This window comes from Clostridium magnum DSM 2767 (assembly GCF_001623875.1).
GTDB classification, from domain to species: domain Bacteria; phylum Bacillota; class Clostridia; order Clostridiales; family Clostridiaceae; genus Clostridium_AM; species Clostridium_AM magnum.
This window is the reverse complement of sequence record NZ_LWAE01000005.1, coordinates 301,821-314,886: the sequence shown is the minus strand read 5'-3', so window position 1 is coordinate 314,886 and position 13,066 is coordinate 301,821. Positions and strand designations below refer to the sequence as shown.

The window sequence follows — 13,066 nt, the reverse complement described above, 5'->3', positions numbered from 1 at the left end:
CCTCCAATTTCATTCATTTACTGTCTGGGAGACACCTTTGAATAAATTGTTTTGATGTTTACATCGGGTAACATGCCTAATTTTCCGGAAAGAGCGCTGATAACATCATTAGGAGCATCCATAACAATATTTATTATCTGAATTTGACGCTCTGCGTAGGGGATTCCCATTCTACCTATGATATAATCACTATATTCATGTAAAATTTCGTTTAATTTTTTTACAGAATCTTTATTCTCAACAATAGTTCCAATAATAGCGATTCTTTTTTCCATCTCAAAAATCCTCTCTTTAAAAATAGCAATAAAAATATCCTTGTGCCCTAGAAAGGTACAAGGATAGTAAATAAATCGCAAAAAATCACATACAAATGGATTCCCCGAGTTTACAACAACTATTCTCTCGCCTTCTCATTTGGGACTAACCCTCATGCTTTCAGTACGATACTTTTTTTTCAAGTTTTCACTTCATATGGTTAACTCCAAGAAAAAGCAGCAAAAGCTAAATCTCAGACAGTGCACCAAAACATAATTTATTATATCACATTTTTTTACAAAATGCAATCGTTTTCCCTTGATTCCCGAATTATTCCATATAGATGTCATATGTATCTTAATTCATTATACACTGAAAACTATCCTAGTATCAATATGCTAAGCTAGTTTTATTATACTACGGCAACTTGTTTCCTGCTGCACGATAAATTTCATACCATTCTTCTCTTGATAACTCTACCCTACTTGCTGTACATATATCTTTTAAACGTTCCTTATTGGTTGTTCCAACAATTGTCTGCATTTTAGCAGGATGTCTTAGAATCCAAGCAACGGCAATGGCGGATTTGCTGACACCTTTTTCTGCTGCAATACGTCCCATTGCCTGATTCAACTCTGAGAATTTGTCATTATCAATAAAAACACCTTCAAAGAAACCATATTGAAATGGAGACCATGCTTGTATTGTAATATTCTTAAGATGACAGTACTCTAATATACTACCACCCCTATCTACAGATCCTTCAAATAGTGTATTAGCTTGAATACCACTGGTCACCATACTAGGGTGCATAATACTAAATTGCATTTGATTTGCAATAAGTGGCTGCTTCACATAAGATTTTAATAATTCAATTTGCATACTATTAAAGTTACTAACGCCAAAATTGTGAACTTTACCACTGGATTGCAAAATATTAAAAGCCTCTGCAACTTCTTCTGGCTCCATTAGTGTGTCTGGTCTATGAAGAAGCAGTATATCCAAATAATCTGTTTCCAATCTCTTCAAGCTTCCATCCACGGAAGCTAATATATGTTCTTTAGAGAAATCATAATAACCAGGTCGAATAGCACATTTACTTTGAATTTGAATTTTCTCACGAAGCCCTTTTCTAAAAGCTAACATTTTACCGAAAAGTTCTTCACAGTAGCCTCTACCATAAATATCAGCATGATCAAAAAGAGTAATTCCCTCCTCTATAGCAGTATCCACATAATTAGATAGATCCTCCACAGACATTTTATCAATTCTCATAGAGCCTAGCACAATTTCTGAAGCTTCAAAAGCAGATTTTCCAATATTAATTTTTTTCATATGTTATAACCACCTAACTTTCTTTATCTTTAAATCCACAGAAGAGCATTAATCTATTTACATCTCCCTTGCCACCGACATTTTTTATAATGTCTTTAGCTAGTTTTTTATCTTTCATAGATAACTCTTTTATCATGATATTGCAAGTTTTAATGCTTTGATTAGTTTTTGTATTTTTATAACTTTTTATTATTTTAAAAAAGTAATCTCTATAAAAAATAAGATGGTTGTAACTACCATCCTATTTTAATCCTTATATAATCTTTTCTAAAGTCCTTCATATCTATGTGGCGACTCTACTTTTACTAATATTATTTATGAAATAATTTTAGACCTAACGCAAGCATTCCGGAAGTAATCAAAGGCCCTACTGGTACTCCACCTAAAAAAGCAGCAGCTATTACCGCTCCTAATATCAGAGCTGGCATTATATCGCCGTGACCTTGAACAGTAAGATATTGTAATCCAAGGCCACTTAAATAGGTAGTGAAGAGAGAAATTATTAATGCTGCTATGCCAACCCAGGAGGTAAATACACTTTTTATGTTATCAGCTGTAACTTTGCCATTTGCAATTGGAATTAAAATAGCAGCAATAAGTAAAACCAGACCTAGCGACATGCCGTTATTCTCGATGTAGGGAAAAATATATTTATCCATACTTAAGAGCTTAACAATTAAAAGTATACAGGTCGCAACGGCTACAGAATTGGCTTTTCCTAGTATTGAAGCGGCCAATATTGCTAGTAGTATAATATTAGATCCCAACTTAACTCACCTCTTAAAGAAAATATGACTAGTAAAATTCTATTCTACTATTCATCATATAATTCCATAGCTTTTAAACTCTTTTTAATATGATTGTCTTCACAAATATCAGATTATTTGCGAAAAAAATTATCATTTTTTACACTTCTTATGTATTCCCTCATATAGGTATTCTAAATGTTCTATATCCACCATCTCTTTCTTTAATATATCTATTCTCATTTTAGCCCCATCTAATCCTTCTCTTGCTTCCTCAAAATCCTTTTGATTTATACAAGAGCTGGCATATTGAAGCAAGTAATCAATCCTTAGGACTATTTCCGCTAAATCTCCCCTATCATCATTTACCAATTTCACCAACAAAGAATATATCTTAGGCGATGTTTTTTCTTTTGAATTATATAAAATATCGCTATTTCTTGTACTCTTTTTCGCCATAATCTAGCACCTCTCTTACTGATAGTTATTTGTAATTTTTAGTTTATTATAACATACTGCTAAAGTAATTGCTTTTTACATTTATTCAATAACTAATTATATATATCTGAGAACTCCATATTAATTTTTTCAATATAACTTTTACCTATTTGAGCATTACATGTGCTTTCAGCATAAGATTCACCTTCAATTAATTTACATGGTATATTTATAACAAATTCAGTCCCTATCCCCTCTTTACTTTTAACAATTATTTTTCCGCTATGCAGCTCAACTAACGATTTAACAATAGAGAGTCCTATTCCACTTCCTTCATGATTCCTAGTAAGAGATTTATCAACTTGTACAAAACGTTCAAATATTGAGTCCAGTTTGTTATCCGGTATACCTTTTCCAGTATCTTTTACCCTTATACATATATCATTAGTATTATCCTCTACTTTCACAATTATATTACCGTTACAGGGAGTAAACTTTACTGCATTTGATAATAAATTCAGGATAACTCTTTCTATCTTTTCCGGATCATGAGCAATAATTTTTTCCTCAACATCAGTATCAAAGGTAATAGAAATACCTTTGTTCTCAATATAACCAGCTACAGACAAGGTAACGTTTTCAATAAGATTTATAATATCATCGTTGCTTTCATTTAAACTAAAATAACCATTATCAATTTTTGTTATATCAATTAAATTGTTAATCAATCTTAAGAGACGATAACAATTTTGTTTCATCATCTTTATATATTTAAATTTATCTATAGGGATATTATCATTTAAATAATCTTTTAACATGAGTTCTTCCATTTGTAAAGCTGAAAATATAACATTTATTGGAGTTCTTAACTCATGAGAAATATTGGTGAAAAATTCCGTTTTAATTCTGTCCGCCTCTTTTAATTCATTTAGCCTTCTTCTTTCCTCTTCTATGCTTTTTTGTAGTTCTTCATTATAAAGTTTTTTATACCTTTCTTCACTTTTTTTAAGTTCACTAACATCCTGAATAGTTCCTGCTAATTTTTCTGGCACACCCTGATCATTAAAAAATACTTTTCCTTTTGCTGCTACCCATTTTTCAATTTCATCATTTTCACATGCTAACCTATACTCTATATCAAAATCTTTTCCAGTTTTAATTACTTCATTGGCATATGATTCCATGTCAGCTCTTTGACTAGGGTGAACAGTATTTAACCAACCTTTAGTATTTTTTATGTAACTGTCACTAATTCCAGCTAATTTGTCAAGTAACTCGGAGCTATTCCATATATCCTTTTTTATGTCGTAGATAAAAACACCAAGCTTTCCAATCCTTTGTAATTCATTAATCAAAAAATCATTTTTTAAATCCATAACCAACCATCCCATTTCTTGTAAAACTATTTATGTAAAAGAGTCTCCTACAATCCCTCATATTACCATTATATATTAATTGTTGAATTTTTTAAATATATAAACATTATATCATAATTATGTAAAATTAGACTAATTAGTTAGTATCCATCCATCCATTAGCTTGAACTTTCCTATAGTGCTATAATAATATTATCAATTTAAAGTAAGGAGTTGTAATTATGAACAAAATAGTTATTCAATTGGAGTTACTCTATTCTGATGCTAAAAAAGATCCTTTGCTAAAAAAGAGGCTGCTTGCAACCCGTTTAGCTGAAGACCCAATGGATGCCTTTTGTAAAATAGCTTGCGAAGTAGGACATCCTATAACTGTTGGTGATCTTTTTGCAATTGGGCAAGAATATAGCGATAATCAATGCAAAAGCACAAATGGTGGCAATCCCTATCCATATGATTTGTTTGATGACACATATGAAACATTTTTAGCCTCCCTATAAACTGCATACTAATTTTCATAGCGTAAAATAAAAAGTATCAATATAAAATTGGTACTTTTTTTAATTATGCCCTGGGACGAAGCATAGAAAGACTGCTATTCACTGCAGATGGGGCCAATCTCACCATCTCCAATGAAACAGCATATTTTATTTACAATCAGTTTTTCCCATTTGGCTAATTACCATTTTATAACATCGTCCTTTTTGCTTCATAAGACTTTTATGATTTCTTCTTTTTGCGTGGAAATTTCTCCACTCCTAAATCAATCAATAATTAAAAATTATTTGACTGCATTAAACTTCTTTCCAAATGTAAAAAAAGAGCATATATAAATTTGCTTTACACAAATCTATATACGTTCCCATTTTTCCTAAGATTTTGATTTATTTTTGGAGATTACGTCAAAGGCAACAGCGGCCAAAAGTACAATTCCTTTAATAGACATCTGCATATCACTTCCTACTCCAAGTATAGACATACCATTATTGAGAACGCCCATAACCAAAGCACCAATAATAGCCCCCATAACTGTACCTACGCCACCATAGGCTGATGCACCACCTATGAAACAGGCTGCGATTGCATCTAGTTCAAAGTTTAAACCTGCCTGAGGAGATGCGGAGTTAATACGAGAGGCAAACATCATACCTGCCACTGCAGATAAAACAGCCATGTTAACATAGGCGAAGAAAAGCACCTTGTTTGTATTGATACCGGAAAGTTTTGCGGCCTTTTCGTTGCCCCCCATTGCATAAAGGTAACGTCCAGAAACAGTATTTGTTGTAAATATGGAGTAGACTAAAATAAGAACTCCTATAAAGATCAATGCAATTGGAATGCCTTTATAAGCCGCAAGCCAGAAGAAAAACAAATTAATTACAGCCACTATACCTACAATTTGAGTTATAAAAAGTGGTAACGGGCTAAGTGGAAAATCATTCTTTTGTTGCTTTGCTCTCTTTTTTAACTGTAGAACTACATATAGAATAGATATAATGATACCTGTAAGGATAGCTGTAAAATTTAAGTTTGTCCCAAATCCACCAAAAATATCCAGTACAAACCCAGAGCTAATATTTTGGAAACTTTCAGGAAATGGTGCAAGAGTTAGTCCCTTGAGCATTGTAATGGTAAGCCCTCTAAAAAGAAGCATTCCTGCAAGAGTTACGATAAAGGCTGGTATTCGTATATAGGCGATCCAAAAACCTTGCCATATTCCAATAATCGCTGAAAGTAGAAGGGCAATTAATATAGCAAGTCCCACATTCATTTTCATAGTTATGATAAGTGTACCAGATACAGCGCCAATTAAAGCACATAAGGAGCCTACAGAAAGGTCAATATTTCCCCCTGTTAAAATAGCGAGCGTCATACCGATTGCTAAAATGAATACATATCCATTTTGAAGTATTAAATTTGTTACATTCATAGGAACCAAAAGTATCCCACCTGTTGCAACTTGGAAAAAGGCCATTATTAGTACTAAAGCAATTATCATTGCATATTGTCTTATGTTATTTTTGAACATTTTTTTAACTGCTTCCATTATTTTACCTCCCTGTTATCTTGCTGGCATGCTGCTTGTACGTTGCTGTTTGTGCTCTGCATTATGCATTTCATTATACTTTCTTGTGATGCATCCTCCTTAGAAAGCTCACCTACAATTTTGCCTTCATTCATTACATAAACTCGATCACACATTCCTAGTATTTCAGGAAGTTCTGAGGAAATAAACACAATGGACTTTCCTTTATCTGCCAGCTTATTAATGATTGTATAAATCTCAAACTTAGCACCCACATCGATTCCTCTAGTAGGCTCATCTAATATTAATACTTCAGGATCTGCAAAGATCCATTTACTAAGCACTACCTTTTGCTGATTCCCACCAGATAGATTCCCAGCATTTTGAAAAACACTTGGAGATTTAATATTTAATTTTTTTCGATACTCCTCAGCTACTTGAATTTCTTTGTGGTCATCCACAAATTGTTTATTACTTATTTTATTAAGATTTGCAAGAGATATATTTCTCCGAATATCTTGCATAAGAACAAGACCTGCTGTTTTACGATCTTCTGTAACATATGCAAGTCCATTATCTATGGCCTCACGAACATTTTTAAGAACAAGTTCTTTACCTTCTTTTATAATTTTCCCGCTTATACGTTTGCCATAGGCTTTGCCGAATATACTCATGGCAAGCTCCGTCCTTCCAGATCCCATTAGACCTGAAAAACCTACGATTTCGCCTTTGTGAACCTTAAAGCTTACATCATCAATGACCTTTTTATCTTCAATAATAGGATCATATACAGTCCAATTTTTAACTTCGAATACAATCTCTCCAATTTTGAATTCCCGAATAGGAAATCGGTTTGTTAGTTCACGGCCTACCATACCTTTAATGATTCTATCTTCACTTAAATCCTTATCCATTTTATCTAAAGTCTCTATTGTTCCACCGTCACGGATAATGGTAATAGAATCTGCAATCTTTAAAAGCTCACTTAATTTATGAGAAATAAGAATAGAAGTAATTCCCTCTTTTTTTAATTCTAATAATAAGTTTAATAAATTGTTTGAATCCTGTTCATTCAATGCAGCGGTAGGTTCATCAAGAATCAAAAGTTTAACATTTTTTGCTAAGGCTTTTGCGATTTCAACAAGTTGCTGCTTACCAACACTAATATCTTTAATCAGTGTACTAGAATCGTCGTTTAGACCCACTTTTTCCATTAATTTTTTTGCATTTGCGTGGGTTTCATCCCAGCTAATAAAATTATGTTTTGCTTGCTCATTTCCAAGGAATATATTTTCTGCTATTGAAAGATAAGGGATTAGGGCTAATTCCTGATGAATGATACCAATTCCCGTTTTTTCACTATCTTTTATTTCCTTAAACTTACATTCCTTACCTTCATATATGATCTCCCCACTATAAGTGCCATATGGATATATTCCACTGAGTACATTCATAAGGGTTGATTTTCCAGCTCCGTTTTCACCAATTAGAGCATGAATTTCTCTAGGCTTAACTTTAAGATTTACATTATCAAGGGCTTTTACACCGGGAAAAAGCTTTGTAATATTTCTCATTTCAAGTATAAATTCATCCATCCCTACATCTCCTAACATTAGGCATCTTCAAAGAAATAACTAGTCAGTATGCTAGTATATTTTGCGTCATACTGCGTCGGCAGAACCCTTAGATAGGGTCGGCTATCTGCGGAACCTGTCTCCTTGTCTGACTCAAAATATCCGTCGCATCTTTGACTTGTTATTTATTTTCAGATGCCTTATTTTGATATCTGAAAGCCGAATACCTAATGAAAGGTCTCCGGCTTTAAAAATACAACTGTTTTTAATTTCTACTTCAAATCAGACTCTTTATAATATCCACTATCTATAAGGATTTTCTTGTAGTTTTCTTTGTCTGCGTAAACAGGATCGCAAAGGAATGATGGTACAACTTTTGAACCATTGTTGTATGTTTTTGTGTCATTTACATCAGCTTGTTTACCTTGAAGTATTGCATCCACCATTTCAACAACTTTACTTGCAAGTGTTCTTGTATCTTTGAAAATAGACATTGATTGTTGATCATGGATCATTGCAAGCACGTTTGGTTTGTCACAGTCTTGACCAGTTAAAACTGGATATGGCTTATCTGCAGTACCGTAACCGGCATTTTTAAGAGAAGCAACGATACCGATTGCTAAACTATCATTTGGAGAAAGAACAACATCAAGCTTTGTTCCTTTTGAATAAGTTGATGTAATTAGATTATCCATTCTTGCTTGTGCTTTTGCTGAATCCCAACCTTGAATAGCGATAGTTGTAAAATCTTTTTGTTTGCTACCTACAACAAGTTTGCCATTGTCAATATATGGTTGTAGTACGCTCATAGCGCCTTTATAGAAAAAGGTTGCATTGTTATCATCTGGTGAACCACCAAACAATTCAATATTGAAAGGACCTTTTCCTTCTTTAAGTCCAAGTTTCTTTTCAATATATTGACCTTGAATTACGCCTACTTTGAAGTTATCAAAGGTTGCATAGTAATCTACATTTGGAGTTTTCATAATCAATCGATCATAAGCGATAACTTTGATTCCATTATCTGCTGCTTTTTTTAAAACATCTGTAAGAGCGGCACCATCAATAGCTGCAACCACAAGAACTTTACATTTTTTTGTAATCATGTTTTCAATAGATTGCACTTGGGTGTTTACATCATTGTTTGCATATTGCAAATCAACTTTGTAATTTTTAGCTTCAAGCTGTTTCTTCATGTTTTCACCATCTTGGTTCCAACGTTGAAGAGATTGAGTTGGCATAGCAACACCAATGAGATTTGATTTTGAGCCAGAGTCTCCTGCTGGAGCCGTTGTGGCAGGTTTACTACTACATGCTGATAGGCCAAGAGCAAGTACCCCTGCTAGCATTGTGGAAAGTAATTTTTTCATTTTAGTTCCCCCTTAATATACGAATATTTAGTATATTCTAATAATACAATATGTATACGTTTAACTAAACGTAATTCCTTGCCTTATCATAATCAAATATTGCGCAGTTTTTATGTAAAAAAAAACCTAGAGTAGCGCAAGAAAATACTACCCTAGGTTTTATTGTTTTTAAATTCTGTTGGACTGACCCCTGAATATTTCTTAAACACTTTGCTGAAATAATTAGGATCCCTATATCCTACCAAATAACATACATCCTTAATAGGCATAGCGGTGGTTATTAGAAAATCTTTTGCTTTATTTATTCTAACTATGTTTATGTAATCAGAAAAATTAAAACCAAGTGTTTCTTTAAAGGTTCTACTAAAATAATAGGGGCTTAAATTAAACTTTGTTGCTGTTTTTTCAAGATCTATTTCTTCTTGAATATTATCTATAATATATTGCTCTGCAGCCTTAAAAAGAGCAACTTTTTCCCTGTCAATATTTTGAGACTTTCCAGTAGTATTTATATCACCAAAATAATGAATGCCCTTGTCCCCTGATTTATGTTCCAAAGCACTGCGGGCTTCTTCATAGGATTTGTGAAGGAGCTCGAAACCACCATAACACATTCCAATACCAATATGCAGCGATATACCAAAGCTTTTCTTTACTTCCCGTCTAATGTCAGCTGCAAGGGTAAATGCATTTTGTTTTGCTTCCGCTTCTGTGTCTGTGTTCATTTCTTCTGATAAATTTTTTAATTGAATAAAATAAACCAGATTATTTGTGAAGAGATAGCTTCCAATGGCTTTGTATCTATGATTAATATATTCTTTTATATACTCTCCAAGCTGAAATTTAAAGTTTTCATCTTTAGGAGCTTCTTTTAACTGTGCCACAATGGAATACCCATTTTTAAAATCTAAACCAAGATATCCCTTATAAGTTTGGTAATCAGTTAAATAAAGGGTATCATTAATAATAGAATAACTTAATTCATTTTCCAAAATAGGCAGGAGGGTATAAAATTTTTCCTGATTTTCAATTTCCCGTCTTCGTTTCTCTTTCTCACTGTTAACAAAATTCACTGCATCCTTTATCTTTTCTATAATTTCTGTCTTGCTGAAGGGCTTTAAAATGTACTGCTTCACATTATTTTTAACGGCTTCCACTGCAAAATCAAAATAATCATAAGCTGTGAGAATGATAAAATAGGTACTTGGAAGAAACTTATTAATTTCTTGTATCGCTTTAAGTCCATTGATACCAGGCATTTTTATATCTGTAATAATGATGTCCGGTCGTATCCTTTCTGCTATTTCTATTGCTTCTCTTCCATTTTTAGCTTCACTTATTTCAAGACTATCCGCAAATGCAGCATTGAGTATACTAAGTATTGAATCTCTATCATATTTTTCATCATCAGCTATAAGTAATTTTAACATATATCCTTCAACTCCTTTATAGGGATCTTCAAATAAACCTTTGTACCAACGTCTTTTTCACTCTCTATTCTAAAAATATTTTTTTGTTCATAAATTAGTTCAAGCCTTTGAACTACACTTCTTATACCCATTCCTGTTGTATGTCCAATATGCTCAAATCCAATATCTTCTGAAACAATTTTATTTAAGGTTTCCTCATCAATACCACAACCAGTATCCTCTATTAGCACCGTACATACATCTCCTTGCTCCCAAATATCAATATTTATAACGCCCCCTTCTTCTTTAGGCTCTATACCATGTATAAATGCATTTTCAACAAAGGGCTGAAGGGTCATTCCAGGAACTAATACTTTTGATAAATCTCCTCTTACGTGGAGATTAAATTTAATCCGATCCTCAAATCTTAATTGCTGAATAAACATATATTGCTTAACCACAGTAACCTCTTCTTCCATTGAGGCATTTCTGTCCATCATTCGGAGGCTGTACCGAAGTATTCCCGAAACTGATGTAATAAGACTTTCTGTTTGCAGAGCATTTTCTTTTATTGCGGCCTGATTAATACAATTAAGGGTATTAAATAGAAAGTGGGGATTAATTTGAGATTGTAAAACTTTTAGCTGAGATTGTTTAAGAGCATTTTGATATTTTAATAAATTCATCTCTTCATTTCTAAGTTTCATTTGTAGTTCTGCTTTTTCTTTTACAAAGTTGATTTCTAGTTCCGCTTTTTCCTTTATGAAGCTTATATGTTTTTTTATATCATGAATCATTGTGCTGAAAGCCTCGGATAATATATCTAGCTCGTAAATAAAAGTTTTTTTTCCTTCATAAAATGAAAAATCACCATAGGATACTTTTTTGGAGGCCTCTACTAATTCCCGAAGTTTTTCCAATATATTTTTAAGAAAGAATAGAGTATAGAGTATACTTATAAGCAAAGCAGTTATTATGTAGAATAGTAATACTTTATATATGGCCTTTTCTTTTTCTTTAAGCTTATTATAAATTTCATTATTATAACTTAGATAACTTTCACTAAGCTGTGTTAGGAATACGTTACTATAAGAGAAAACTTCTTTGGTAAAAACATAATGGCCATAATATACATCGATTCCACCTTGTTTCGAAGATATTTCAATAGCAGCATCTCCAGAGGTTTTATAACTTCTTAGAGAATTTTGCAGGTCTCTTAAAATATATTTGCTTTGAAGGTCAGACTTTCCCTCAAGTAAGATTAGATTATTCATAGCCTTATCGTAGCTTGTCTCATATTTTTCTTTACTTTCTCTAGAACTTTCAAGTATGTATTTATTAAAATTAGTAAAAGAATCATTGAGAGAGTTTTTAACTTCCTTTGTTATACTCATTTTATTTAGCATACTATCATAGGAATAGGTTATTTGTTTGCTTATAATAAAGGATATAATACTATTGGTAGCTATGGGAATAATTGTGATAAGGACAAAGATTATAAACTTCCTTCTTAAACTACTGGTTTTCACTATCATGCTCTCCTCGTGTTTTTTTAAACTCATCAATGTTATCTTTAGTAACTACAACAACATCTGTAAGAAATATACCTTTGGTATCTTTACCTTCCATAATATCCATTATTATATTTACTGCTTTATATCCCATACCATATGGATCTTGTACGATTGTAGAAGTAATCGTTCCATTTTTTATATAATCAAGGGTTTCAGGCAAATCATCAAAACAAATAATCTTGATTTTTTCTGTAGCTCCCATACTGATTAATGCTTTAGCTGCACCTGATCCGTCTAGTGCTGAAGTACAAAATATAGCTTTAATATCCTTGTTATTTGTTACTATTTTTTTAGTTACAAGCTCTGCTTCCAGCAGATATGAATCTGAGGATTCAATCTCTGATATATTAAGTTTTGAATTACTCTCTATATACTCAGTGAAACCCTTTACTCTTTCAATTTGATTCTTAACATTTTTTCCACCCATAACAATTCCCACATTGCCATAACGCCCAACCTGATGAATCATTTCCTTGGCGCCAACTTTGCCTGCAGTGACATTATCGGTACCTATATAAGCTAAACGTTTACTATCTTCTGCATCGGAATCCACCGTTACAATGGGAATTCTACCTTCTAATACTTTGTCGATAACAGGTTTATACAGAGCTTCATCCTGAACATAGGTAATAATCCCACTGACTTTAGCGGCATAGGCCATATTTATAAATTTTATACCTTCGCCTACGCTTGCATTATCTGGTCCTTGAAAATCTATCACAGCATTTCTTTGTTTTGCTGCCTTTTCTGCGCCTAATTTTATATATTTCCAATAAGGATTTGAGTACACATGGCTAATTAGTGTTATTTTAGGTTTAATTTTTTCATCAATAATAGGTGGCTCTCTAAGAGCAGTTAGAAGCATCCAGTTCATTATTATAAAGTATAAAATAAACAATGTGTATTTTATAAATATAGAGAAATTTTTCATTTATTTTCACCTCTTGAGTAAATATAGGCGTCACC

At 32.6% G+C, this 13,066-nt stretch carries 13 protein-coding genes; 1 reads left to right on the top strand and 12 read right to left on the bottom strand.

Features of this window, described 5'->3' with window-relative positions; all coding sequences use genetic code 11:
* Positions 1-17 precede the first annotated feature (17 nt).
* The 6 genes from CLMAG_RS20435 to CLMAG_RS20415 all read right to left on the bottom strand — a co-directional run bounded on the left by CLMAG_RS20435 (position 18) and on the right by CLMAG_RS20415 (position 4,150).
* Positions 18-275, bottom strand: a complete 258-nt coding sequence (locus tag CLMAG_RS20435; protein WP_066626788.1) for a TM1266 family iron-only hydrogenase system putative regulator — start codon at positions 273-275, stop codon at positions 18-20.
* Positions 276-672: 397 nt separating this feature from the next.
* A complete protein-coding gene (locus CLMAG_RS20430) occupies positions 673-1,590 on the bottom strand; it encodes an aldo/keto reductase (protein ID WP_066626786.1) in 918 nt (305 codons plus the stop codon).
* A 13-nt stretch (positions 1,591-1,603) separates the two neighbouring features.
* On the bottom strand, positions 1,604-1,726 hold the full coding sequence (locus tag CLMAG_RS34455) for a hypothetical protein (protein ID WP_278331228.1): 123 nt from the start codon (positions 1,724-1,726) through the stop codon (positions 1,604-1,606).
* A 175-nt stretch (positions 1,727-1,901) separates the two neighbouring features.
* On the bottom strand, positions 1,902-2,357 hold the full coding sequence (locus CLMAG_RS20425; RefSeq protein WP_066626784.1) for a DUF441 domain-containing protein: 456 nt from the start codon (positions 2,355-2,357) through the stop codon (positions 1,902-1,904).
* Positions 2,358-2,489: 132 nt separating this feature from the next.
* Complete coding sequence (locus CLMAG_RS20420) at positions 2,490-2,795, bottom strand: hypothetical protein (protein ID WP_066626782.1); 306 nt, start codon at positions 2,793-2,795, stop codon at positions 2,490-2,492.
* A 92-nt stretch (positions 2,796-2,887) separates the two neighbouring features.
* Positions 2,888-4,150, bottom strand: coding sequence for a sensor histidine kinase (locus CLMAG_RS20415; RefSeq protein ID WP_082832035.1), 1,263 nt, complete (start codon positions 4,148-4,150; stop codon positions 2,888-2,890).
* 221 nt (positions 4,151-4,371) lie between these two features.
* Here CLMAG_RS20415 and CLMAG_RS20410 point away from each other — a divergent pair, with 221 nt between their 5' ends.
* Positions 4,372-4,647: a hypothetical protein gene (locus CLMAG_RS20410; protein WP_066626778.1), complete on the top strand. Its 276-nt coding sequence runs from the start codon at positions 4,372-4,374 to the stop codon at positions 4,645-4,647.
* 371 nt (positions 4,648-5,018) lie between these two features.
* Here CLMAG_RS20410 and mmsB read toward each other — a convergent pair whose 3' ends face one another.
* The 6 genes from mmsB to CLMAG_RS20380 form a co-directional block, all read right to left on the bottom strand.
* The gene (gene mmsB / locus CLMAG_RS20405) at positions 5,019-6,194 is read right to left on the bottom strand and encodes a multiple monosaccharide ABC transporter permease (protein ID WP_066626777.1); all 1,176 of its coding nucleotides are present in this window, start codon (positions 6,192-6,194) and stop codon (positions 5,019-5,021) included.
* On the bottom strand, positions 6,194-7,768 hold the full coding sequence (mmsA, locus tag CLMAG_RS20400) for a multiple monosaccharide ABC transporter ATP-binding protein (protein ID WP_066626776.1): 1,575 nt from the start codon (positions 7,766-7,768) through the stop codon (positions 6,194-6,196). Before mmsA ends, mmsB begins: the two co-directional genes overlap by 1 nt.
* Positions 7,769-8,019: 251 nt before the next feature.
* The gene (chvE, locus tag CLMAG_RS20395; RefSeq protein ID WP_066626775.1) at positions 8,020-9,117 is read right to left on the bottom strand and encodes a multiple monosaccharide ABC transporter substrate-binding protein; all 1,098 of its coding nucleotides are present in this window, start codon (positions 9,115-9,117) and stop codon (positions 8,020-8,022) included.
* A gap of 152 nt (positions 9,118-9,269) precedes the next feature.
* The gene (locus tag CLMAG_RS20390) at positions 9,270-10,547 is read right to left on the bottom strand and encodes a response regulator (protein ID WP_066626774.1); all 1,278 of its coding nucleotides are present in this window, start codon (positions 10,545-10,547) and stop codon (positions 9,270-9,272) included.
* Positions 10,541-12,061: a sensor histidine kinase gene (locus tag CLMAG_RS20385; RefSeq protein ID WP_082832020.1), complete on the bottom strand. Its 1,521-nt coding sequence runs from the start codon at positions 12,059-12,061 to the stop codon at positions 10,541-10,543. Before CLMAG_RS20385 ends, CLMAG_RS20390 begins: the two co-directional genes overlap by 7 nt.
* Positions 12,042-13,031 carry a sugar-binding protein gene (locus tag CLMAG_RS20380; RefSeq protein ID WP_066626770.1) on the bottom strand — a complete coding sequence of 330 codons (990 nt, stop codon included), beginning with the start codon at positions 13,029-13,031 and terminating at the stop codon, positions 12,042-12,044. Before CLMAG_RS20380 ends, CLMAG_RS20385 begins: the two co-directional genes overlap by 20 nt.
* Between the last annotated feature and the right edge of the window lie 35 nt (positions 13,032-13,066).

Bases quoted from the DNA above. Each gene is read 5' to 3' on its own strand.
- CLMAG_RS20435 (WP_066626788.1), bottom strand. From the start codon at position 275: ATGGAAAAAAGAATCGCTATTATTGGAACTATTGTTGAGAATAAAGAT.
- CLMAG_RS20430 (WP_066626786.1), bottom strand. From the start codon at position 1,590: ATGAAAAAAATTAATATTGGAAAATCTGCTTTTGAAGCTTCAGAAATT.
- CLMAG_RS34455 (WP_278331228.1), bottom strand. From the start codon at position 1,726: ATGATAAAAGAGTTATCTATGAAAGATAAAAAACTAGCTAAAGACATT.
- CLMAG_RS20420 (WP_066626782.1), bottom strand. From the start codon at position 2,795: ATGGCGAAAAAGAGTACAAGAAATAGCGATATTTTATATAATTCAAAA.
- CLMAG_RS20415 (WP_082832035.1), bottom strand. From the start codon at position 4,150: ATGGATTTAAAAAATGATTTTTTGATTAATGAATTACAAAGGATTGGA.
- CLMAG_RS20410 (WP_066626778.1), top strand. From the start codon at position 4,372: ATGAACAAAATAGTTATTCAATTGGAGTTACTCTATTCTGATGCTAAA.
- mmsB (WP_066626777.1), bottom strand. From the start codon at position 6,194: ATGGAAGCAGTTAAAAAAATGTTCAAAAATAACATAAGACAATATGCA.
- mmsA (WP_066626776.1), bottom strand. From the start codon at position 7,768: ATGGATGAATTTATACTTGAAATGAGAAATATTACAAAGCTTTTTCCC.
- chvE (WP_066626775.1), bottom strand. From the start codon at position 9,117: ATGAAAAAATTACTTTCCACAATGCTAGCAGGGGTACTTGCTCTTGGC.
- CLMAG_RS20390 (WP_066626774.1), bottom strand. From the start codon at position 10,547: ATGTTAAAATTACTTATAGCTGATGATGAAAAATATGATAGAGATTCA.
- CLMAG_RS20385 (WP_082832020.1), bottom strand. From the start codon at position 12,061: ATGATAGTGAAAACCAGTAGTTTAAGAAGGAAGTTTATAATCTTTGTC.
- CLMAG_RS20380 (WP_066626770.1), bottom strand. From the start codon at position 13,031: ATGAAAAATTTCTCTATATTTATAAAATACACATTGTTTATTTTATAC.